This window comes from Arthrobacter sp. 10T44 (assembly GCF_056393885.1).
In genome coordinates this window covers 55,914-79,687 of record NZ_JBFTGT010000005.1, presented here as the reverse complement: position 1 = coordinate 79,687, position 23,774 = coordinate 55,914, and the positions used below count along the sequence as shown (strand labels likewise).

At 68.5% G+C, this 23,774-nt stretch carries 14 protein-coding genes and 1 tRNA gene; 14 read left to right on the top strand and 1 reads right to left on the bottom strand.

Annotation, left to right across the window (positions count from 1 at the left end; all coding sequences use genetic code 11):
* Positions 1-17 precede the first annotated feature (17 nt).
* The 5 genes from AC1DBL_RS10710 to AC1DBL_RS10690 all read left to right on the top strand — a co-directional run bounded on the left by AC1DBL_RS10710 (position 18) and on the right by AC1DBL_RS10690 (position 6,413).
* Positions 18-950, top strand: a complete 933-nt coding sequence (locus AC1DBL_RS10710) for a TatD family hydrolase (RefSeq protein ID WP_476926090.1) — start codon at positions 18-20, stop codon at positions 948-950.
* A 282-nt stretch (positions 951-1,232) separates the two neighbouring features.
* Entirely contained in the window at positions 1,233-2,420 is a 1,188-nt protein-coding gene (locus AC1DBL_RS10705; RefSeq protein WP_476926089.1) for a ubiquitin-like domain-containing protein, read from the top strand.
* Between the two features lie 140 nt (positions 2,421-2,560).
* Positions 2,561-3,469 (top strand): 16S rRNA (adenine(1518)-N(6)/adenine(1519)-N(6))-dimethyltransferase RsmA, encoded by a 909-nt coding sequence (gene rsmA, locus AC1DBL_RS10700; protein WP_476926088.1) that lies wholly within the window; start codon positions 2,561-2,563, stop codon positions 3,467-3,469.
* A gap of 58 nt (positions 3,470-3,527) precedes the next feature.
* Complete coding sequence (locus AC1DBL_RS10695; RefSeq protein ID WP_476917571.1) at positions 3,528-4,490, top strand: 4-(cytidine 5'-diphospho)-2-C-methyl-D-erythritol kinase; 963 nt, start codon at positions 3,528-3,530, stop codon at positions 4,488-4,490.
* 93 nt (positions 4,491-4,583) lie between these two features.
* Entirely contained in the window at positions 4,584-6,413 is a 1,830-nt protein-coding gene (locus AC1DBL_RS10690; protein ID WP_476917570.1) for an ABC-F family ATP-binding cassette domain-containing protein, read from the top strand.
* A gap of 417 nt (positions 6,414-6,830) precedes the next feature.
* On the opposite strand, the gene AC1DBL_RS10685 is transcribed toward AC1DBL_RS10690, so the two are convergent.
* Positions 6,831-7,430: a TetR/AcrR family transcriptional regulator gene (locus AC1DBL_RS10685; protein WP_441418565.1), complete on the bottom strand. Its 600-nt coding sequence runs from the start codon at positions 7,428-7,430 to the stop codon at positions 6,831-6,833.
* 197 nt (positions 7,431-7,627) lie between these two features.
* Between AC1DBL_RS10685 and AC1DBL_RS10680 the strand changes: the two genes are divergently transcribed.
* The 9 genes from AC1DBL_RS10680 (at position 7,628) to AC1DBL_RS10640 (ending at position 23,311) form a co-directional block, all read left to right on the top strand.
* Positions 7,628-7,699 (top strand) — tRNA-Gln (locus tag AC1DBL_RS10680).
* A gap of 214 nt (positions 7,700-7,913) precedes the next feature.
* A complete protein-coding gene (gene glmU / locus AC1DBL_RS10675) occupies positions 7,914-9,404 on the top strand; it encodes a bifunctional UDP-N-acetylglucosamine diphosphorylase/glucosamine-1-phosphate N-acetyltransferase GlmU (RefSeq protein ID WP_476926087.1) in 1,491 nt (496 codons plus the stop codon).
* A gap of 5 nt (positions 9,405-9,409) precedes the next feature.
* Positions 9,410-10,390, top strand: coding sequence for a ribose-phosphate diphosphokinase (locus tag AC1DBL_RS10670; protein WP_175322781.1), 981 nt, complete (start codon positions 9,410-9,412; stop codon positions 10,388-10,390).
* Positions 10,391-10,683: 293 nt separating this feature from the next.
* Complete coding sequence (locus AC1DBL_RS10665; protein ID WP_476893227.1) at positions 10,684-11,301, top strand: 50S ribosomal protein L25/general stress protein Ctc; 618 nt, start codon at positions 10,684-10,686, stop codon at positions 11,299-11,301.
* A gap of 100 nt (positions 11,302-11,401) precedes the next feature.
* Complete coding sequence (gene pth / locus AC1DBL_RS10660; RefSeq protein ID WP_441418445.1) at positions 11,402-11,989, top strand: aminoacyl-tRNA hydrolase; 588 nt, start codon at positions 11,402-11,404, stop codon at positions 11,987-11,989.
* Between the two features lie 263 nt (positions 11,990-12,252).
* Positions 12,253-14,922: a helix-turn-helix transcriptional regulator gene (locus AC1DBL_RS10655; RefSeq protein ID WP_476926086.1), complete on the top strand. Its 2,670-nt coding sequence runs from the start codon at positions 12,253-12,255 to the stop codon at positions 14,920-14,922.
* Positions 14,923-14,941: 19 nt separating this feature from the next.
* Positions 14,942-17,647 (top strand): helix-turn-helix transcriptional regulator, encoded by a 2,706-nt coding sequence (locus tag AC1DBL_RS10650; RefSeq protein WP_476926085.1) that lies wholly within the window; start codon positions 14,942-14,944, stop codon positions 17,645-17,647.
* A gap of 225 nt (positions 17,648-17,872) precedes the next feature.
* On the top strand, positions 17,873-20,608 hold the full coding sequence (locus AC1DBL_RS10645; RefSeq protein ID WP_476926084.1) for a helix-turn-helix transcriptional regulator: 2,736 nt from the start codon (positions 17,873-17,875) through the stop codon (positions 20,606-20,608).
* 60 nt (positions 20,609-20,668) lie between these two features.
* Complete coding sequence (locus AC1DBL_RS10640) at positions 20,669-23,311, top strand: LuxR C-terminal-related transcriptional regulator (protein ID WP_476926083.1); 2,643 nt, start codon at positions 20,669-20,671, stop codon at positions 23,309-23,311.
* The last annotated feature ends 463 nt before the right edge of the window (positions 23,312-23,774 follow it).

Here is a 23,774-nt window from a genome sequence, read left to right as displayed (position 1 = left end):
GCAGCTAGGCTGGAAGGATGTGCAATCCGCTGATCCCCGCACCCTTCCACGAGACCGGCAGCGACGGAAGCGGCGCCGGCCCGTCCGGAACTGCCCCGCCCGGCCGCAAACCGTATCCGCCGGCGCCGGAACCGCTGCCCGTCCCGGTGATGGACAACCACACCCACCTGGACTTCCCGGATGCCGATTTTGCCAACGGGAGCCCGGCAGTCAGCATCAAAGATGCCCTCGACGCCGCCGAGGCCGTGGGGGTCCGGGGCGCCGTGCAGGTGGGCTGCGACCTTGAGTCATCCCGCTTCACCGTGCAGGCGGTGGAGGAGGACTCGCGGCTGCTTGGCGCCGTGGCGCTGCACCCCAACGACGCCCCGGCCTACGCGGCCCGCGGCGAACTGGAGGAGGCGCTGGCGGAAATCGAGGCGCTGGCCTCCCACCCGCGGATCCGTGCCATCGGCGAGACCGGCCTTGATTTCTTCCGCACCGAGGGGGAGGGGCTCGCCCAGCAGCGGTACTCCTTCCGCCGCCACATCGATATCGCCAAGCGGCTTGGCCTGACTCTGCAGATCCACGACCGCGACGCCCACGACGACGTCGTTCAGGTGCTCCGGGAGGAGGGCGCTCCGGAACGGGTGGTTTTCCACTGCTTCTCCGGCGGCGAGGAGCTCGCCCGGACCTGCAACGCCGAGGGCTGGTACATGTCGTTCGCCGGGACAGTGACCTTCAAGAACGCGGCGAACCTGCGCGCGGCCCTGGCCATCGCCGAGCCCGGACGCATCCTTGTCGAAACCGACGCCCCGTTCCTCACGCCGCACCCGCACCGGGGGAGGCCAAACGCCAGCTACATGATTCCTTACACGGTTCGGGCGATGGCGGAATTGACAGGCCGCGAGCTCTCCGCGCTGTGCACGCAGTTGGCCGAAAATACCCTGCAGGCATACGGATCCTGGGACTAAAGGCAGCACCCGCCGTCACTCTGGCAACATACCGGGTATGCACAAAATCTTGGTTGGTTTATAACGCTACGGTTACAGTGGACAACTATTAGCCGGGGTCGGGGAAGGCCTTCGGAGAATTTCACAACCTCAGGGCGCGCATTGTGGCAAAGGATCCACGTGTGCGCTCTCGTTTGGAAGTGTGGCGGTGCCCGCGTTTTCCGCAAATATCCGGAGCTGCTCCGGAGCTGCCCTTGGGGGTGTTTGCGCCGGGGAAACGTGTGCGCTTTTCCCCGTGCCCGGATGGTCCAAAAGATATGGGCAATCGTGGTCAAGTTCTTCACATCGGACGGCAAGTTCAGCTTCGTCAAGGTCGGCGCGCAACTCGTGGTGCTCGTGGCACTCGTGCTCGGCCTGGTCGCCTTCGTTGGCAACAACAAGACGGTCACCCTCAACGTCGACGGACGAGTGAGCTCCGTGCAGACCTTCGGCGGCACCGTCGGCCAAGTGGTCCGCGGCGCCAAGGTCGAGCTGCAGGCCGCCGACAAGGTGTCGCCTTCGGCTGAATCCCATGTGCAGGACGGATCCGTCATCAACGTCAACCTCGCCAAGGCCGTGAAGGTCAGCGTGGACGGCGCCGAGCGGACCATCACCACCACCGCGCCCACCGTCGAAGGGCTCGTGACGGAACTCGGCGTCGCCTCCGCCTCGAAGGTCTCCGTTCCGAAGGACGCGCAGCTGGCCGTCTCCGGTTCCTTCGTCAGTATCTCCACTCCGAAGGCCGTGACCCTCGTGGCCGACGGCAAGGCCACCAAGACCATGACGACGGCGGCGACCGTCGGCGGCGTTCTCGCCGACGCCGGCGTCAAGCTCGGCGCCAGCGACCGCACCTCGCAGCCCGGCAACGCGCCGGTCGTCAACAACATGGTGGTCAAGGTCTCCCGCGTTGACACGTCCAAGACCGCGGCCACCACCGAAGCCGTACCTTTCGAGACGCTGACCGCCGAGGACGCGGCGCTGCCGAAGGGCGAGCAGAAGGTCATCCAGGCCGGTGTGGCCGGCAGCATCAGCAAGAGCTTCAAGCTGGTCCTCGTGGACGGCCGTATCGCCTCCCGGACGCTCGTGGCCCAGAAGGTCACGCGCGAGCCGGTCACCGAAAAGGTCAGCATCGGCACCAAGGAGAAGCCCAAGGTGGAGGCTGCCGCCCCGGCCGCCGCAAACACCGGCGCCGCGGCCCCGGCGATGATGAACGTGGGCATGTGGGACAAGATCGCGCAGTGCGAGTCCGGCGGCAACTGGTCCATCAACTCCGGCAACGGCTACTACGGCGGGCTCCAGTTCGACGTCCAGACCTGGCTCGGTGCCGGCGGCGGCGCGTATGCCCCCAACGCCAGCCAGGCCAGCAAGGCCCAGCAGATTGCCATTGCCAACCGCGTCTACGCTGAGCGCGGACTGTCCCCGTGGGGCTGCGGCTGGGCGGCCTCCAGCTGACACCCCATTCCGGCCCGCGTGGCCGGTCAGGCAACCACGGTTGCCGCATCGGCTGACCACCGCCGCGGCGCACCTTCGAAGGCCGGTCCCGGATCCCGGGACCGGCCTTCGCCGTTGCCGCCGCGGGATAGGATACCTAGGTGACTGAACCGACCCCCTCCGCCCCCGTCGAGCGCTCCGCGGCGACCGCCGGTGCCCCAGCGCAGCTCCTGGGCGCCTCCGACATCCGCAGGCTGGCCGAGGAAATCGGGGTCCGTCCCACCAAGACCCTGGGCCAGAACTTCGTCATCGACGGCAACACCATCCGGCGCATCGTCGCCGCGGCGGACATCAGCGCGGGCGAGACCGTGCTGGAAGTCGGCCCGGGCCTCGGCTCGCTGACCTTGGGCCTGCTGGACGCCGCCACCTCGGTCGTCGCCGTCGAAATCGACCCGGTCCTCGCCGCCAAACTGCCCGACACCGTGGCACGCTGGCGCCCCGGCGCCGTCGAAAATTTCCACCTGGTCCTCGCCGACGCGATGAAGGTGACCGAGCTGCCGGTGCAGCCCACGGCGCTGGTCGCCAATCTTCCTTACAACGTGGCCGTCCCCGTCGTGCTGCACCTGCTGCAGCATTTCCCGAGCCTGCGGCACGGCCTGGTCATGGTCCAGGACGAGGTGGCCGACCGGCTCGCCGCCGGCCCGGGTTCCAAGACCTACGGCGTCCCCTCGGTCAAGGCAGCCTGGTACAGCGGCATGCGCAAGGCCGGTGTGATCGGGATGAACGTCTTCTGGCCGGCGCCCAAGATCCATTCCGGGCTCGTCGCCTTCACCCGGCGGGAACCGCCGGCAACCTCCGCCACCCGGGAAGAGGTCTTCGCCGTCATCGATGCGGCCTTCGCCCAGCGGCGCAAGACCCTCCGGGCCGCTCTGGCGGGCTGGGCCGGAAGCGCCGCCGAAGCCGAACGCTGTCTCCGGGCCGCCGGCGTCGACCCCACCGCCCGGGGCGAAGTGCTCGATATCACCGCCTTCGCCCGCATCGCCGAAGCACACGCCCGGCCCGGCACCTGAGCGCCGCGGCCGACGGTTCTGCTTGGAGCCTCAGCCTGCCATGCCATAGCGTGGAGCCATGAACGCAGTGAGAGGGCGCTTTGCCGCCAGGACTGTCCGGGTCAAGGCACCCGGCAAGGTGAACGTCTCACTGGATGTCGGACCGCTACGCCCGGACGGCTACCACTCGGTGGCAAGCGTCTACCTTGCCGTATCCCTGTATGAAGAGGTCGCCGCTACCAGCACGGACACCGGCGAGATAACGGTCAGCATCAGCCCGGCCAGCACCCTTGACCTGGACGGCGTCGACATCCCGCTCGACGAACGCAACCTTGCGTACAAGGCCGCGGCCATCATGGCCGATGTCTCGGAGCACTCCACCGGCGTGCACCTCGAAATCATCAAGCGGGTTCCGGTCGCCGGGGGCATGGGCGGCGGCTCGGCCGACGCCGCGGCCACCCTGCTGGCCTGCGACGCGCTGTGGAACAGCGGGCTCTCCCGGGACGAACTGGCCCACCTCGCTGCCGAGCTGGGGGCCGACGTGCCGTTCTCCCTGCTGGGAGGGACTGCCGTCGGACTGGGCCTGGGCGACGAGCTCTCCCCGGCGCTGGTGAAGGCTCAGACGGACTGGGTGCTCGTCACCGCGGATTTCGGCCTGCCCACCCCCGCGGTCTATAAAACCCTGGACCGGCTGCGCGCGGACGAAGGGGTGGAAGTCGAGGAGCCCACCGCCGTCGATCCCCGCGTCCTCGCCGCGCTGCGCAGCGGCGACGCCGATGCGCTCAGCCGGGTCCTGGTCAACGATCTGCAGCGCGCCTCGATCGAGCTGGCACCCGGGCTCCGCGACGTCCTGGGGCTGGGCGAATCCTGCGGCGCGATCGCGGGAATCGTCTCCGGCTCCGGCCCCACGGTGGCGCTGCTGGCGCACAGCCCGGCCGCGGCCGAGGGACTCGCCGAAGACCTGCGCCACCACGGCCTCGACGCCCAGGCGGTCCACGGCCCGGTGCACGGCGCCCGGATCATTTCCGATACGCTCCTTTAGTAGCTTTGACTGTATATACGTCATATACGTCAGAGCTACGTCAGCTAAGCAGCGTCTTTAGCTCGACCATTTCATCTAGGAAAGCAGTTCCCAGTGGCACACCTGCTCGGCGGCGAGAACCTCACGGTCTCGTACGCAACCCGTACCGTCCTCGATGGCATCACCCTCGGCCTTGAAGAGGGCGACCGGATCGGCATGGTGGGCCGCAACGGCGACGGCAAGTCGACGCTGATGCGGCTGCTGGCCATGCGTGCCACCCCCGACTCCGGCCGGGTGACCAAGCGCAGCGAGGTCAACATCGGCTACCTGGACCAGAGCGACGTGCTCGACGGCGACCTCACCGTCGGCGCCGCGATCGTCGGGGACCAGGCCGACTATGAATGGGCCCGCAACCCGCAGATCCGCGAAATCATGGGCGGGCTCGTGTCCGACGTCGACTGGCACGCCAACGTGCACGCGCTCTCCGGCGGGCAGAAGCGCCGTGTGGCGCTGGCCAAGCTGCTGATCGAGGACCACGATGTCATCATGCTCGACGAGCCCACCAACCACCTCGACGTCGAGGGCGTCGCGTGGCTGTCACGGCACCTGAAGACCCGCTGGCGGCCCAACCAGGGCGCGTTCCTCGTGGTCACCCACGACCGCTGGTTCCTCGACGAAGTCTGCAACAAGACCTGGGAAATCCACGACGGCATCATGGACCCGTTCGACGGCGGTTACGCCGCCTACGTGCTGGCCCGCGCCGAGCGTGACCGGGCTGCCTCCGTGACGGAGGGCAAACGCCAGCAGCTCGTCAAGAAGGAACTTGCCTGGCTCCGGCGCGGCGCCCCCGCCCGCACCGCGAAGCCTAAGTTCCGGATCGAGGCAGCCAACGCCCTGATTGCGGATGTCCCCGAGCCGCGCGACTCGACGGCCCTGAGCAAGATGGCCACCGCCCGGCTCGGCAAGGACGTCCTGGACCTCGAGAACGTCTCCCTCGACTTCCTCGGCGGCGAGCCCGGGCAGAAGCTCTTCGACAACATCACGCTGCGGCTCGCGCCGGGCGAGCGGCTGGGACTCGTGGGCGTCAACGGTGCCGGCAAAACCACCCTGCTGAAGCTCCTCAACGGCGAAATCCAGCCCACCTCGGGGAAGGTCAAGCGCGGCAAGACCGTGGTCACCGCGGTCCTGACCCAGGAGGTCAAGGAGCTCGACGACGTCAAGGACCTGCGCGTCATCGAAGTGATCGAGCGCGAGAAGCGATCGTTCAACGTCGGCGGCAAGGAGTTCACCGCCGGGCAGCTCGTGGAGCAGCTCGGCTTCACGAACGAGAAGCAGTGGACCCCGGTCAAGGACCTCTCCGGTGGCGAACGCCGCCGCCTCCAGCTCCTGCGCCTGCTGGTGGGGGAGCCGAACGTCCTGATGCTTGATGAGCCCACCAACGACCTCGACACGGACACCCTCGCCGCCGTCGAGGACGTGTTGGACGGCTGGCCGGGCACGCTCGTGGTGGTCAGCCACGACCGCTATCTGCTGGAACGCGTCACGGACCACCAGATGGCCCTGCTCGGTGACGGCAAGATCCGTGCCCTGCCGCGCGGCGTGGACCAGTACTTGGAACTGCGCGAGGCTGCGCTGGCAGGCTCCACCATCACCGGCGGCGGCAACCCGGTCACCTCCTCCAGCGCCGCTGCGGCCCCGGCTGCCACCGGACCGTCCGAAGCCGAAAAGCGCGACGCCCGCAAGGCCAAGAACCGGATCGACCGGCAGCTGGGCAAACTCAAGCAGCAGGAAGACAAGATCCACGCCCAGATGACCGCCGGCGCCGGTGACGCCTCCAAGTTCGACGAGCTCGCCGGCCTGAACGCGAAGCTGCAGCAGCTCGCCGCCGAACGCGAGGCCCTCGAACTCGAATGGCTCGAAGCCCTCGAGGTCCTCGGCGAGTAACGCCCACGGCGGAGTCTTCTCCGGACATGTTCCGTGTGCAGGGTCAGGAATGGGCATGCCCGCTGCAGCCCTGCAGGACTCACGGACATGTCCGTCGTTCGGGCCCGGGAATGGGCATGCCCGCTCCAACCCTGCAGGACTCACGACATGTCCGTCGTTCGGGCCCGGGAATGGGCATATTGGTGATATGTCCATTGCCCGCGAGCAGGGACGGGCATGTCCCTCGGGTGGGCGTGAAGCGGGGCCGCCGGGGATGTCCCTCGGCCCGCGAGCAGGGACGGGCATGTCCATTGCCCGCGAGCAGGGACGGGCATGTCCCTCGGGTGGGCACACGGAGGATTGCTTATGGCTCCCGTTCCGGGCTCAGGGCCGCTGCGCCGCGTAGGTGACCGCTGGGCAACCATTGGGCGGGGTAGCTCAGTCCTCGCTGCGGAGTCCCGGGTCCTTTTGCAGGCCGGTGAGGCCGTTCCAGGCGAGGTTGACCAGGTGCGCGGCGACTTCGCGTTTGTCCGGGGTCCGGCTGTCCTGCCACCACTGCCCGGTCATCGCGACCATGCCGACCAGCATTTGGGCGTACATGGCTCCGTCGGCTGCGCTGAAGCCACGGTGGGCGAACTCGTCGGCCAGGATGTACTCGACCCGTGCCGCCACCTGCGAGAGCAGGGTGGAGAACGCGCCTTCGGGCTGTGACGGCGGGGCGTCGCGCATCAGGATGCGGAAGCCGTCGGTCCGGTCCTCGATGTAGCCCAGCAGCGCCAGGGCGGCCCGCTCCACCAGGACGCGGGGCTTGGCCTCCTCGGAGAGCGCGTCATTGATGGAGCCGAGCAGGATCCGGAATTCGTGCTCCACCACCTGGGTGTAGAGGCCTTCCTTGGAGCCGAAGTGTTCGTAAATCACCGGCTTCGAAACGCCGGCTGCGGCGGCAATCTCTTCGAGGGTGGTGCCGTCGAGGCCGCGGAGGGCGAAGAGTCCCCGGCCGATGCCGATCAGCTGGGTGCGCCGCTGGGGCCCGGTCATTCGCGACCTGGGGATGTAGCCGGAGGCCCGCACCGGCCTGCCGGTGCGGTGGTCCGCCCCTCCGGACACGCCTGCGCTGTTGCTCACAGCACCATCATGCCTTACAGCGGTGCCCATCCCCGGGCGTTGAGTCGCACGAGCAACATCCTTCGTGGCAGAATTGTCTCTTGTGCCACCGGCTCGCTGCCGTGGCATGGTCCGCTCTGGTGTAATGGCAGCACCCCGGCCTTTGGAGCCGTGGAGTATAGGTTCGAGTCCTATGGGCGGAACTGTCGTGGGCGCCCGCAGCCGGAGGAACCGGTCCGGGCGGGCGGGGGCCGGCGGAAGTCCAGTAGGATGAAGAGCATGCCGCGACCGGATTGCGGTCCGGCACGGCCGCGCGGAGCCGGCAACAAGGTGGACCACCTGGCTGTCGCCCCGGGTCAACCGAGATCGACCGAGCAGCGGCACTGAGTCAGGCCACTGAGCAAGGAGAGCCCGTACGTGAGCCCCGAGAACACCGGCCCCGCCGCCGTCATCGTCCTAGCTGCAGGCGCCGGTACCCGGATGAAATCCCGTACCCCCAAGATCCTCCACGAGATTGGCGGTCGCTCCCTCGTCGGCCACGCCCTCAACGCCGCCCGCGCCATCCGGCCCCGCGAGCTGGCCCTCGTGGTCCGCCACGAACGCGACCAGGTCGCCGCGCACATCGCCGAAATCGACCCGCAGGCCTTGATCGTCGACCAGGACGACGTCCCCGGCACCGGCCGTGCCGTCGAAGCCGCCCTCGAGGCCCTCGACGCGCTCCACCCCGAAGCCCGGCTGAGCGGAACCGTCGTCGTCACCTACGGCGACGTCCCCCTGCTCACCGGCGAACTGCTTTCCGAACTGGTCGCCGTGCACGAGGCGGACGGCAACGCCGTCACCGTCCTCACCGCCGTCCTGGACGATGCCACCGGCTACGGCCGCATTCTCCGCGGCGTGGACGGCACCGTGACCGGCATCCGCGAACACAAGGACGCCAGCGACGTCGAACGCGAAATCCGCGAAGTCAACTCCGGCATCTACGCTTTCGACGCCGGCGTGCTGCGGGACGCCCTGGTCCACGTCACCACGGACAACGTCCAGGGCGAGAAGTACCTCACCGATGTCCTCTCCCTGGCCCGCGCAGCCGGGGGACGGGTCGCCGCCGTCGTGACCGAGGACCGCTGGCAGGTCGAAGGCGCGAACGACCGCGTTCAGCTCTCCGCCCTCGGCGCCGAACACAACCGGCGCATCGTCGAGGCCTGGATGCGCGCCGGTGTCACCGTCGTCGACCCGGCCACCACTTGGATCGACGCCACCGTGACCCTCGACGAGGATGTCCGCCTGCTGCCCAACACCCAGCTGCACGGCTCCACCACCGTGGCGCGCGACGCCGTCGTCGGCCCGGACACCACGCTGACCGACGTGCGGATCGGTGAAGGCGCCAAGGTGGTCCGCACCCACGGGTCCGGCTCCACCATCGGCGCCAACGCCAGCGTAGGCCCCTTCACCTACCTGCGCCCCGGCACCGTCCTGGGCGAAACCGGCAAGATCGGCGCGTTCTACGAGACCAAGAACGTCACCATCGGCCGCGGCTCGAAACTCTCCCACCTCGGCTACGCCGGCGACGCGGAGATCGGCGAGGACACCAACATCGGCTGCGGCAACATCACGGCCAACTACGACGGCGAGAAGAAGCACCGCACGGTCATCGGCTCCGGTGTCCGCACCGGATCCAACACGGTGTTCGTGGCTCCGGTCCAGGTGGGCGACGGCGCGTACAGTGGCGCGGGCGCCGTGATCCGCAGCGACGTCCCCGCAGGCGCACTGGCCTTGACCATCGCCAAGCAGCGGAACTCCGAAGGCTGGGTCCTCTCGCACCGCCCGGGCTCCATCTCCGCCGCGCTGGCCGAAGCCGCCGGCGCCACCTCATCATCTTCCAGTACTCCGGCATCGACAGAAGAGGGCTAGCAAACATGAGCGAAATTACGGCACACGGGGAGAAGAAGCTGGTGCTCGCCGCCGGGCGGGCACACCCGGAGCTGGCGCGCGAGATCGCCAAGGAGCTGGGCACCGAACTGCTGCCCCTGGACGCCTACGACTTCGCCAACGGCGAGATCTACGTCCGGGCCGGCGAAAGCGTCCGCGGCACCGACGCCTTTGTCATCCAGGCGCACCCGGCACCGCTGAACAACTGGCTCATGGAACAGCTGATCATGATCGATTCGCTCAAGCGGGCCTCCGCCAAGCGCATCACCGTGGTCTCGCCGTTCTACCCGTACGCCCGCCAGGACAAGAAGGGCCGCGGCCGCGAGCCGATCTCCGCCCGCTTGGTCGCGGACCTGTACAAGACCGCCGGCGCCGACCGCATCATGAGCGTGGACCTGCACACCTCGCAGATCCAGGGCTTCTTCGACGGCCCCGTGGACCACCTGATGGCTATCCCGCTCCTCGCGGACTACATCCGCACCCGCGTCGGCTCGGACAAGATCACCGTCGTGTCCCCGGACACCGGGCGCGTCCGCGTAGCCGAGCAGTGGGCCGAACGCCTCGGCGGCGCGCCGCTGGCCTTCGTGCACAAGAGCCGTGACCTGACCGTGCCCAACCAGGCGGTCTCCAAGACCGTCGTGGGCCAGATCGAGGGCCGCACCTGCGTGCTGATCGACGACATGATCGACACCGGCGGAACCATCTCCGGCGCCGTCCAGGTGCTCAAGAACGCCGGTGCCAAGGATGTCATCATCGCCGCGACCCACGCCGTGTTCTCCGACCCGGCGTCGCAGCGCCTCGCCGAATCCGGCGCCCGTGAAGTCGTGGTCACCAACACCCTGCCGATCTCCCCGAGCAAGCACTTCCCGCAGCTCACCGTGCTGTCCATTGCTCCGCTGATCGCCCGCGCGATCCGCGAAGTGTTCGACGACGGCTCCGTCACGAGCCTCTTCGACGGCAACGCCTAGCGGCTAAGCAGCAACACCCAGCCGCGTGCCCGTCCGAGCACCCGGTACCCGGTGCCGGGCCCCGTTTTCGCTAAACGGGGCCCGGCACTGCTAAACTCGTTCCGATACCTTGGCGAGGGAGAGCACCGGTAAACCGCTTGCACGGAAAATGTGCGCGGTTGGCTGTACTGCTGGTCTCCGTAATCGACTGGGTCTGAATCTCCCTTCTGAAGGGCGGCCCGGCCGCCCGGCGTTGAAGGTCGCTGACAGACCTCCGCCCTTGCTGAACACCGTTCGTCCCAGAGGAGATATCCATGTCTGAGCAGAAGCTCGCAGCAGAAGTCCGCACCGAATTCGGCAAGGGCTTCGCCCGCCGCGCCCGCATGGCCAACCTGATCCCGGCCGTCATCTACGGCCACGGCGCAGAGCCGATCCACATCACCCTGCCGGCCAAGGCCACCACCCTGGCCGTCCGCACCGCCAACGCCCTGCTGTCCCTGGACATCAACGGCGAAGAGCACCTCGCCCTGGTCAAGGACATCCAGCGCAACCCGATCAAGCAGATCATCGAGCACCTCGACCTGCTGACCGTCCGCAAGGGCGAGAAGGTCACCGTTGACGTCCCCGTTCACGTCACCGGCGACGTTGCCCCGGGCAACGTCCACAACCTCGAGATGACTACCGTCTCGCTCGAGGCCGAGGCAACCCACCTGCCGACCGCCGTCGAGGTCAGCATCGAAGGCCGCGGCGCCGGCGAGCACATCCACGCGTCCGACCTCGTGCTGCCGAAGGGCACCCTCCTGCTGGCAGACGCCGACGCCCTGGTTGTCAACATCTCCGAAGCCGTCGAAATCGTCGAGGAAGAAGAGACCACGGAAGAGGCTGCTCCGGCCGCCGAAGCCGCAGAGTCCTCCGAGGCTGCCGCCGAGTAATTCCGGCGCATTCTCAGGTGGCCGGGTCCCGACGGGGCCCGGCCGCCGTCGTCTCCGCCCCCCGCCGCACCTGGCCCGACGCCCCAAGAAGGATTGATCCATGACTGACAGCTGGCTGATCGTAGGCCTCGGCAACCCGGGTGCCGAATATGCCCACAACCGGCATAACGTGGGTCAGATGGTGCTCGATGAACTCGCGCACCGGGTCGGCGGCGGCTTCAAGTCGCACAAATCCCGCGCCCAGGTCCTCGAGGGCCGGCTCGGTATCGGCGGTCCCCGCGTGGTGCTCGCCAAGCCCCTGAGCTACATGAATGTCTCCGGCGGGCCGGTCTCCGCGCTGGCGAAGTTCTACGACATCGAGCCCGCCCGCGTCATTGCCGTCCACGACGAGATTGACATTCCTTTCAACACCGTCAAGCTCAAGATCGGCGGCGGCGAGGGCGGCCACAACGGCCTGCGCGATATCTCCAAGGCGCTGGCCACGAAGGACTACCTGCGGGTCCGCGTGGGCGTGGGCCGGCCGCCCGGCCGGATGGACACCGCCGATTTCGTGCTGCGGGACTTCGCCGCGCCGGAGAAGAAGGAACTCCCGTTCCTGATCGACGCGGCTGCCGACGCGGTGGAGGCACTGGTCCGTGACGGACTCCAGTCTGCCCAACAAAAGTTCCACCCCGCGAAAGCCGAGTAGCCGCCCTCGCCCTGCCGAGTAGGCGGGAGCCCAGTGACACCCGCCCCGTCTCAAGGGCCGGTATTCCTTTCCAAGCGTCCCGGCTTGCCGTTATGATCTGTCTACTTGTCGGGGGATAGGGTTACGCTACTTCTAGGCGGACGGTTTCAGGTTTGCCGTCCGCACAGCGGTACGAAGGAAACTAGATGTCGAGGGATTCACTGGGCTGGGGGAATGTTTCCACTGCATTGGCACCGGCCGAAGTTCAAGAGGCCGCGGGGCCGGTGAATAGACACGCGTGGTCCGGTCTGGCACGCGGCGCCGATGCCGACCGCGTGCGGGCCGCCCTGACCGCGCCCGACAGCATGGGTGTGGTCATCACGGGGGACCGGGGAGTCGGCAAATCCCTCGTCGGACGCAGTGCCCTCGCCGGATTCGGTCCGGACGTCTTTACACTCCAGCTCCGAAGTTCCGGCTCCGGCTCCGCCACGCCCTACGGATGCCTCGCATTCACCCTGGCCCGGCTCCCGCAAAGCGCCCTCGGATCGCCCACCGCGATCCTGCACGGCATCACCTCGCTGATCCGCAACGACGCCGCCGGCCGAAAGTGCGTGATCCTGCTGGACAATGCGGGCTCCCTCGACGAACAAAGCACCGGGGTGCTGCTGAATCTGCTGCAAACCGGAACGGCCAGGCTCGTCGCCACCGCACAGCGCGCCACCGACCTGCCGCCCGACTTCTACTGGCTCATCACCTCCGGCCAGCTCGCCGAGGTCCGGCTCGACACCATGACCGAGATCGAAACCCGGGAAGTGCTCCAGGCTGCGCTCGGGCACCGGGTCTCAACCGCCCTGGCAAGCCAGATGCACGAACTCGTCGGCGGCAGCCCCACGCTCCTGCAGGCCGTCGTGTCGGAGCAGATCGAACGCGGCAATCTGGTGCTGTCCGGCTCCGTGTGGACGCTGGTGGACGAGGTCGTGCTGGACGGGAAGACGGCGCTGGAGGATATCGTCAGGGCCCGGTACGCCAGGGAATCGCCGGAGGCGCGGGAAGTGATCGAGGTGCTTTCCTGCGCACGCTGCATGTCCCTGTCCCGGCTTGCCCGGATGTACGGCCCGGGACTCATCGCTGACATGGAGGATGCCGGGCAGATCGTCGTCGACCGCACCGACCAGCACCTCGTAACGCTCGGGGACCGGTACCTGGGCGACATCGTCCGGAACTGGCTGAGTGTCGAGCGCCGGCTGGAGCTGCGCGACAAGGTTCCCGGCCACCAGGAGCATGAACTGGCGGAACTGACCGTCGAGGACCTGCTGGCCTACGCGGCCTGGACGCACGACTGCCACGCCGAGCTGGCGCCGGCCCACGCGCTGGCGGCAGCCCAGGCCGCTGTCCGCCTCTTCGACCCGAAGTTCGCGCTCAAGTGCGCCGGCAGCATCAGCTCCGGCGACGGCGAATGGCCCGCCGGGCAACTGCAGAAGGCCGCCGCGTACTTGCAGCTGGGGCTTCCGCTGCAAGCGATGTCCGCGCTCGACGACATCTCCGAGGCACAGATCAACGGGCTGGAGCCGGAGACCTTCGCCGAGCTGGTTGCGGCCAAGGCCGATTGCATGGCGTGGCTGGAGGACCGCAGCGGGAAGGTGCCGGAGCTTATCCGGCAGGCCCGGCTGCGGCTGCAGGAATTCCGGCAGGGCGACCCGCCGGCCGGCGCTGAAGCACTGGCCCGCGCCGGCCTGTGCCTGGACCTGTGCGAGTTCAATTACCTGTCCTTCATCGGCGACTACGAGCCGATGATGGAGCGGCTCCGCGCCGCCGCCACGGCCGCCGACGCCGACGCGCTGGACCCGGTGCACCGGCTCCGGACCTCGATCATCCTGATGGAAGCCCTCTGCGTGACGGGCAAGGAACTCGAGGCCCGCCAGCTGATGCGCGAGATCGGCGGGAAGCTGGGCGACTGGTCCAACGTCCCGCGTATCCGCGAGAACTTCGCCTGGCGGGCCTTCAACGTCCTGCTGCTCTCGGGCCAGTGGCGCCAAAGCATCGACATGCTCAAGGACGCCAGCGGGCGTGCCGGGCACGGCCTGCATTCCGGCAGCGCCGCCACCGACCTCGCCGTCGGGCTCGCCTATGTGTACGCGGGCCGGGGCTACCTGGCCCTTGACCCGCTGCTGGCCGCGATCGCCCAGCTTGAAGTCAGGACCAGCCTGCATGCGCTGCGGCAGGCCTACGCCGCAACGGCCTTTGCGTACGCGCAGATGGGCAATTCAGTGCAGGCCACCGTCTACCTGGACCGCGCACGCTCCGCCGACGGGCCGGCACGCTTCGTGGTCAGCAGTTCGACCGAGTTCTGCATGGATATGGCCTCCCGGTGGCTGGGCGACCCCGAAGCGAAAGACCGGCTGGTTCACGCCGCCGAGCGGCACTTCCGCAACGGCCGCTACACCCTGGCCGGGATCTGCATGCTGGGCGCCACGGTCAACGGCAGCGTCAAGGACTTCCAGTTCATGGAAGACATCGCAGCGCTCCGGCAGGGCCCGCTCGCGGAGCTGTCCCGGGTGGTGGCGGTCGGAAGCCGGAAGAAGGACGCCGTCGTGATGCTCGAGGCCGCCGGACAGGCGGCCGCGCTGGAGCTCGACGCCGTCCAGGCCAGGTGCGCGGCGCTCGCGTTCGACTTTGCCAAGGCGGCCGGGCTGGCGGGGACCGCGACTGCGGCGCACAACATGCTGGAGGTCCTGTCCGAATCGGTGCCGGCGCTGCCAATCGTTCCCCGGACCAAGGGGCCCCTGCTGACGGAGCGGGAGCGGCAAATTGCGGCCCTCGCCGGGAATGGAGTTTCCAACAAGGACATTGCCCTGGAAGTGGGTATTTCGGTTCGAACGGTGGAGGGGCACTTGTACCAGGTATTCACGAAACTCGGGGTGTCCTCGCGGAGTGATCTGCTTGGACTCATCTAGGGCCCGGGCGGAAACGCCTGTGGAGGAGGAGAACCGCGTCCTGACGGGGCGCTCGGAGGACGTAAGCTCCGCGGTGGAGGCACTCCAGGGCGGCACGCGGGTCGCCGTGCTGCTGCTTGGGGACCACGGGATCGGCAAGTCAACGGTGATGGAGGCCGTCGCGGCCAAACTCAGCGGCGAGGTGACGCCGGTGCGCCTGCACGGCAGCCCGGCCCTGAGCCACGTGCCGTACGGCGTCCTGGCGCCGTTCATCGTCGACTTGCCTGTCGAGGACGCCACCTCCCAGCTGGCCGTTTTGCGGATCTTCTGGAGCTACCTCGAGGGGCAGCGGCGGGCGACCCAGAAACCTCTCCTGCTGATTGTCGACGACGCCCATGACCTGGATGAGGCGACGGCCGGTGTCCTCGTGGAACTCGCCGCCGCCGGCTGGGCAAAACTGCTCGTCAGCGCGGCGGCCCGCCCGGGACTGCCGGAGCCGCTCCTCCAGCTTTGGTTCGAGGGCATTGCCGAACGTCACGACCTGCGCCCGCTCACCCGGGAGCAAACGACCGAAATCCTGGTGCACCAGCTGGGTCCCCAGGTCCTGCCCAGCGTCGCCGAGGTGCTCTGGGAGGCGTCCGCCGGCAACCCGCTGCTGCTCAGCTGCCTGGTCGACGACGCGAAGAATGACGGTACGTTGCTCCAGCGCAACGGGGTGTGGCTGCTCACCCGCCCGCTGAACAGCCACGGCGAACGGCTGACCGACGTCGTCCGGCGCCAACTGCTCCGGCGCTCGGCCGACGAACGCAAGGCCCTGAACCTTGTGGCGCTGGCCGAGCCGGTGTCCCGGACGCTGATTGAAGCCTTGGTGGACGAAGCCACCGTGGCGGGGCTGATCGAAGAGGAGCTGGTCCGGGTTTCGGACGCCCCCCAGCCTGAACTGCGGCTGTGGCATTCGGTCTACGGCGACACTCTCCGGAACCTGATCTCCCCGGCACGCAGCCTCCAGCTCCGGCAGAGCCTGCTGCGGCTGATGGACCGGGAACCGGCGTCGGCCGAGGGCCTCCTCCGGCACGTCAGCTGGTCGATGGAATGCGGCGTCGAGGTCGAGGACCGGCAGCTGCTCCGGGCCGCGGTGCTCGCCAGCAGGCTCTTCGAGGACGACCTCGCCCGCAAGGCCGCGTCCCAGGTCAAGGACCCGGAGCTGCAGATCGCGGCGCGGTCGGTGATAGCACGCACGCACTACAACACCTCCAACCATGCCTCTGCCCGGGACATCCTGGAGGCGGATTTCGCCAAGGGACGCACGGTTACGAGCCTGCTCACCGGGTCCCTGCTGTGGGCGGCGGTCCTCTCCGCGCTGGGCCATTCCCCGGCCGACATCATTAAGCGCGCTGACGCACTGCTGCGCGCCGGCGAGCGACTCGCCGCGGAGAACCCCGGCGACGCCGACAGCATCCTTACCGCCACCCGCGACCGGGTGCGGACCATCCGCAGCATGGTCCTGGCACTCGCGGGCGACGGCGAGGGCGCGGCGGCCGCCGGAGCCCCGGACCGTGAAACCGGCGGCAGTGTTTCCGGCGGCGACGATGACCGGCCGCCAGCCGCCATCAATCTTGACAGGGCCTTCAGCCTGGCGCTCCAGTCGGAGCAGCTGTTGGTTCAGGGCAAACCTGACAGCGCCTTCGCGGCGGCCACGGCAGCCTTGGAAGCAGCCGGGGCCGACCACGGCGAACTGTATTTCCTCTCCGACTTCCTGGTGGTCCGCGCCGTCACAGCGGCTATCCACGCAGGGGACTGGACCGCGGCGGAAAGCCTGCTTGGAGGGTTCGTGGCGGCCTTTGGACCAAGCCTGATCTCGTTCGGCGGCGGGGTGCACGCGGCCACCGGCATCATCCTGCTCTACCAAGGCAAGGCGGCGGAGGCCAAACGGACGCTGCGTGCGGCGCTTGAGGCCCTGCGGGTCGCGGATCCCCAGCAACTGTTTTCCCTGACGGCGGCCATGGCCTTCGCCGCCGCTGCCGAGATCGGCGCCACGGAGAAAGCCGCAGGGTTGCTGGCGGACTACGAATCCGCCCGGCCGGCTGTCTCTAGATACCTGCGGACGCTCTCCGAGATGGCAGTGGTGTACGGCAAAGCCAGGCTGGGCGGCCACCGTCGCGCGGCGGAGGAGCTGGAAAAACTGGGCAGGCCCGACGGCGCCGGCGACACCGCGGGACTGGAGTTCGACGCCCTGGCCTTCCGGCTGGCCCTCGGCGATACGGATGCCGCCGTGCGGCTGCGGGAGCTCAAGCCGGTACTGGAGGGCCGCCGGGCCGCGGCCGTCTGCGGCTACGCCGAGGCGCTCGGCACGGAGCAGCCCGCGCAGCTGATTGACGCCGCCAAGAGCTGCGAGGAAGCCGAACTTTGGGGCTTCGCGGGCCTCGCGTACGGCGCCGCCGCGAGCGCCTACCACGCCGCCGGCGACACGCTGCGGGAGCGGATGGCAGTGTCGCAGCAGCAGCGCTGCCGCGATCGTGCCGAGAGCCTGCCGGGGCAGGAACCGGCCGGGCCGGACGACACGCTCGGACTGCTGACCCGCCGGGAACGCGACATCGTGGCGCTGGCCGTCCGCGGCCTGAGCGACCGTCAGATCGCCGCGGAACTGCAGGTCTCGGTCCGGACCGTTGAGGGCCACCTGTACCGCAGCTACGCCAAGTTGAACATCAGCGGACGCGACGAACTTCGAAGGGTGGCCGGGGAGTAGGTGTTTCCTGCTTCGCCGGAGCGCACCACACCGGCGGCACTCGTAGACCGCCGGCGACTACTTGGTTTGCGGCCCGGGGGCGCCTCGGGGTTTCCGAGTACAGCCACGTAGACCCGGGATCGATACCCGCACCGCAATCGAGTACTACCTACGGATGCCTTTGCCCGGGGTAGTCCATACCGTGGAGATATCACTGGTTAAACATTGATTGCGAAGGTCTCTCCCATGTTTCAGCAAGAAGCCGGCGTGCCTGCTGGCAGCGGTAAAACGGACGCGCTCTTAGCAATACACCGGCCAACCCAGGGACGGCAGGATAAACCCTTCACCCGACAACAGACTGTTTCGGAGATCGTCGAAACCCTGACCTCAGGAGCAGGCTGCGGCGTCGTGCTCGTGGGCGAACACGGGGCCGGGAAGTCCTTCATCGCCCAGCGCGCCCTCGAACAGCTCGGCGATGACTACCTGGTTGTCCAGGTCCGCGGGAGTTCCATAGCCTCAAAGCTGCCCTACGGCGCCCTGAGCGTACTCCTCAATGACCTCGATGCCTCGCACCTGGAACACCCCCTCATGGTGCTGCGCGGACTCACCCACCTGCTGCAGACCAAAGCCCAGGGCCGCGGCGTCGTCCTGTTCGTGGATAACGCCCACGACCTGGATGACCTGTCCTGCATGATGGTGGCCCAGCTCAGCGCCGGAGGGCACGTGACGCTGCTCGCCGCCAGCGTGGACCTGCACCATGTTGGCGGGGACATCATGGGGCTCTGGAAGGACGACCTGCTCCGCCGCGTGGACCTGGAACCCTTCGACTTCGCCGAGACCTCGGCCACGCTCAACCAGGAGTATGGGGGACACTTCTCGCATTCCGCCGCCCGGGCGCTCTGGACTGCCAGCGGAGGGAACGCGCTCTTCCTGCATTCGCTGGCCCGGGAGCAGATCAAGCTCGGCACCGTCGTCCGGCAGGACGGCTCGTGGATCCTGGACGGACGCCCAATCGCGCTGACCGGTGAGGTGCGGGACGTCGTCAAGGCCCGGCTGAACCGGCTCAGCCCGGGCCAGCGCGACGTCTTCGAACTGTTGGCGCTCGCCGGCGCCGTCCCGCTGCAGACGCTCATGAGGATCTTCAATCCGCAGGACATGGACAACCTGCAGGAGCGCGCCCTGATCCAGGTCAGCCACGACCACCCGCCGATGGTCAGTGTCGCCAACGCGGTCACCGCGTCAATCGTCGCCAGCGTGGTCCCTCCGGGCCGCAGCGCGGAGCTCCGGCGCCGGCTCACGGCCGTGCTGTCGGACACCGAACAGGCCAAAGCCGGCGGAGCCACGGACCTCGCCTGGGCGCTCGACTGCGGGGAGCGGATCAGCGCGGAAACCGCCGTGGCGGCCGCACGCCAGGCCAACAACGCCTCGGATCCCACTTCGGCGCTGAGGTTCATCCACGAAATCGATGGTTGCGGGGCGCTCGCCGGGGCGGTCGTCGAAACGGTGAAGGCCCATATCTCGTTCAACAACAACGAGTCCGCGCGGCGGATCCTCCACGGACTCGATGATTCTGCCGCCGAGGAATACCCGCTGACCGAGTGGGTCGCCCTGCAGCTCCTTCGGGCCGAGCTGGACCACCGGAGCGCGGCCACCGCAGCCGAAGCCCCGGCCAGGTTGCGGATGGTCCGCGAGCGCCTTTACGGGCAGCCCGCGGAAGATCCGGCCGAACTGGAATGGGCCCGCGGGCAGCTGCGCCTCGCCGAAGTCAAACTTGCCGCCTTCGAGGGCCGCTATGACGACGTTCTGGCAGTCCGTGCCGATCTTGACCCCGAACTGGGCAGCGAAACAGGCATTCTCACCGCGAGCCTGCTCTGCGAGACCATGGCCGTCAGCGGAAATGTCCTCGGCGCCATGGCGCTGGGCAAGCAGATTATGGCGGCGGCCGCGACCGTCCCGCTGGCAGACACCACCGTGCGCGACATCAGGGGACGCTTCCTGCTGCTCCTGCTCCTTTCCGCGAAGTTCCGGGAGGCGTCTGCCTTCATTGCGACCGCGACCGGCACGGCCGAGCCGCACGCCCGCCTCGGGGGGATGTTCGAAATCGGCCAGGGTGTCATCGATCTTCATGCCGGGCGCCTTGAGAGCGCCATTCCCTGGCTGGAGGCCGGGATGTGGCAGCTCCGGACCCAGGATCCCGACGGGTTGTCCGGCCTGGCCACGGCCGCATGTGCTTATGCGGCAGGGCTCGCCGGCGACGAGGAAAAAGCCAGCCTGCTGCTCGCCGAAGTGGCGCAGCCGCAACGCCACGGTTCCTGGCTGGTTGGCCGGGTGACGCGCTACTTTGAGCTTTGCGCGCTGGCTGAACTCGGCCAACGCGCAGCTGCCATCCGCACCCTCCTCGCCGAGGCGGCGAGCGAGGCGGACGCCGGCTCGCCGGCCACCGGGCTGCTCTTCCTGTCCGCGGCGGCACGGCTCGGGGACCGCCAGCTTTGCCAGAAGCTTGCCGGCCTCGCCGCCCAGGTCACCGGGCAGTTCGCCCAGCTGTGCCTGCGCCTGGCAGAGGGAGTGAAGGACGGCGCCAGCGAGCAGCTGCTGGCTGTGGCCAAGGATGCCGATGCCGCCGGGAACGCGCTCTTTGCCCGCGACGTGGCCCGGCGGGCGGTCTGCTGCGCCAATGAAGCCGGGAACCGGATCGCGCTCCGCATCTCGCAGCGCACGGAACAGTCCCTCGATGACAGGTTCGGAAGCCCCGGAAACGGCCTGCATTCGCTGACCACCTCCACGCTGACGGCCCGCGAGTGCGAAGTGGCTGTCCGGGCGGCGGCCGGAACATCCAACCGCAAGATCGCGGAACAGATGCACGTTTCGGTCCGGACGGTGGAAGGCCACCTTTACCAGGTGTACTCAAAACTCCATGTCGCGAGCCGATCGGAGCTGAAGGATGTCATCTCGGCACCGGCGGCCAGCGCCCGCATCGGCTGACCGGCGCAGGGGCAGACCCGGCACGCGGGGCTCGGTCGACGACGGTGCGAGGGGCCCGCTGTGGAAGGCCTGACCGATGCGGCCACCCTGATCGGCCGATTCGGCGTCGTCCGGGACGTGATCCACTGCCTGCGCGAGGAGGGCAGGGCCGGGGCCTTGATTGTCGGGGGAGCGGGGTCCGGGAAAACTGTCGTCATCAAGGCCGTGCTGGCGGAGCTTCGGCCACAGGGAGCGGTGATCCGCCTCGCCGCCACACCGGCGCTCGCAGCGGTCCGCTTCGGAGCGCTGACGCCCTACCTGGCGGGCCTGCCGGACCACGATCTCGATTCCTATGCGGCCGTGCTGGGGGCGGTGACTGCCAGCCTCAGATCCGAGCCGGCCCTCGCGCTGTTCGTGATCGACGACGCCCAACACCTGGACCGGGGGACTATCCAGCTGATCGCGCAGGCGGTCGCCACCGGCGCGGCGCGGCTGCTCGCCGCCTGTCGGCCTGGTCCGCTGGTCCCCGAGGAGTTCCTGGCGCTCTGGGGCGACGGCCTCATCTCGAAGTTTGACCTGGCCGCCCTGAGCCGGGGTGAGGTGCACCAACTCTGCGAACAGGTGCTGCGGGCGGACGTGTCTCCGTGGGTGAGCGAACTGTTCGCCAAAATGACCGCGGGCAATCCGTTCATGCTGATGTCGCTGATAGACCATGCACGGGACACGGGCGCGATCGGAAAGCGCCGCGGAACGTGGTTCCTCCTGGCCCCGCCGGACCTCGGCGATGTCCCGGCAGCGGATCTGGTGGACCACCAGCTCCGTTCCATGTCAGCGGAGGAAAAAACCGCCGCCGCCATCGTCGCCCTGGCCGGGCCCCTGTCGCTGGGCCAGATTCTCCGGTTCAGCAGCCCCCGTGCCGTCGACGCCCTTGAAATGGCCGGAATCATCACGGTCTCGCGGGACCTGGACCGCATCGTCAGGCCGGCCAGCCCGCTCATCGGCGAAATCATCCGCCGCCGCGTCCCTGCGGGCCGGAGTGTCAGCCTCAGGTCCAGCCTCCTGGCCCTTCCCTGGGTGGGCGCCGTGCACCCGGACGCATTCCTGAACCAGGTGCGCTGGTCGCTGGATTCCGGCGCGGAACCAGCGTCCCCGGAGCTGCTCGCGGCTGCCACGGCCGCCAACGCGGGCCTGGACGCCGCGACGGCGATCCGGGCCGCCGGGGCGATCCAGGAGGACCGGTTCATGTCGGAGGCCAGGATCCAGCTGGCCTATTCCAGCTATATCCTCGGCCGCCACGGGGAGGCGGCCGACTTTCTCGAGGCCGCGCAGCCGTGGCGGTACGGCCGCGCGTCCTATCTCGCCGCACTCCTGGCTGCCCGGCTCGGGAACTTGGTGGCAGACGTCGATGTGCCGCGTGAGGCTGGCGCCGGGGAACCGATTCCCGGCATCCGGGATGAGCCGGCGTGGGCGGAGGCAAGCGTGGGCCTCGCCACCGCACTCTTGCTGGAGGACTGGGAGGGCAGGACCACGGAGCTTCAGGAGAGGCTTCGGGAGCTGATCACCGCCGCCGACGCCAACGCGGAAATCCGTATCCCGGCAATGTCGCGCCTGGCCGAGGTCTGGACCGCGCAAGGCCGGGTGCTGGAGGGACTGGGTCTCGGCCGGGAGGCCTGGCGCGACGTGCAGGAGGACGGCCTGGTGCTTCCCCTCGTCCACGAGGACGTCCTGGCGCGGTACTGCCTGAGCCTGATCCGGGCCGGGGAGTGGGAGGAACTCGCTTCGGTCCTGGACGACTATTCCTCGAACCTGGCCCCGCGGCTGGTGTACAGCGGCGGACTGCTGCACGTGATGCGCGGCTACTCCCGGCTGCGGCAGGGGCGGGTCCCGGAAAGCCTGGCGGAGCTGCTGCTCGGCGTCGAAGAACTCCTGATCGCCGACCCCTGGGAACTGTCCGCCTTCGCCCGTGCGGTGACAGCCTACGCCGCCTCCGCCGTCGGGCATCCAGGCGAGGCGGCAGAGCAGGCGCAAGCCTTCCGCAGCGCCGCCTACCGGGCGCCGGAGACACTGCGGCTGCTCGCGGAGGCTTACTGTACCGCCGCCGAACAGGCCTCCGGCGGGGACGCGAACGACGCGCGCCGCGAGCTGGGCCGGCTCGCGGACGAGGCGCAGCAGCAGGGGCTCAGAGCCGTCGAGACCGACATCCGCCGGTTGGCCCTCCGTGGCGGGGACACTGCAGCCGCCGCGGCGCTGGCGGCCAGCAGCGGCGCCGTCGACGTGCCGGAGGCGCGCCTGCTGCGCGCCTACGCGCTCGCCGTCACGGCCGCGGATTCGACGGCGCTCACGGCGCTCAGCGACCAGGCCATGAACGCGGGGCACCTGCTGCTGGCGCTCGAAGCCGCGCAGCAGGCCGCACGACTGCTGGAGAACGACCCGGAAAAATGGAAGCTCACAGCCGTGCAGCGCAAGGTGCACCGCCGGATGGTCGCGGCCGGCATGTCCGGTCCATTGAACAACGCCCAAGGTGAACACCGTGCCGAGTTGACCGCCCGCGAATCCGAGATCCTGAAGCTGGTGACGGCCGGGGACACGAACGCGGAAATTGCCGCCAAACTCACCGTTTCCCAGCGGACCGTCGAGGGGCACCTGTACCGGATCTTCGGGAAGCTCGGCGTCAGTCGCCGCGGCGAACTCGTGGAAATCCAAAAGGATCTTGATTTGCCCTAGCCTCCAGACCGACAGTAACCAAGGCATCGAGGGCGCCCAGTCCCGCAGTTACATTCGTCCCCCGGTGGCCTGCGTATCGAGCGAGTGACACCAACGCCGGACGAGTATGGCCAAGTAGTTCCGCAGCCAGGAAAGAGGGAGAAGTCGGGTAAATCCTACTCGTGTGCAGATCCGGCCCCCGCGATTGACTTAAGTCAGTCCCGGGAACGACTCAAAAAGTCCTAAAATTAGTATTTAGAGGGCGGTATTGGAACGCGGGCAACCGCAGCAGCCACCGGAAACGCTGGCTGCGTAGACACCTCCCACACCCGAACTCCTTCATTGGAACGGTACGGTGCCGCAGGCGGCAGCCGTACCCCAAAGACGGAGCCGGCGGCGTCAGAGCCTTCTGAGACCGAGGCTCTCCCCCCAGCCGCCGCCGGCTCCCTTTTTACGGTCTGCAGCACGGAAAGTCGGGGGAAGT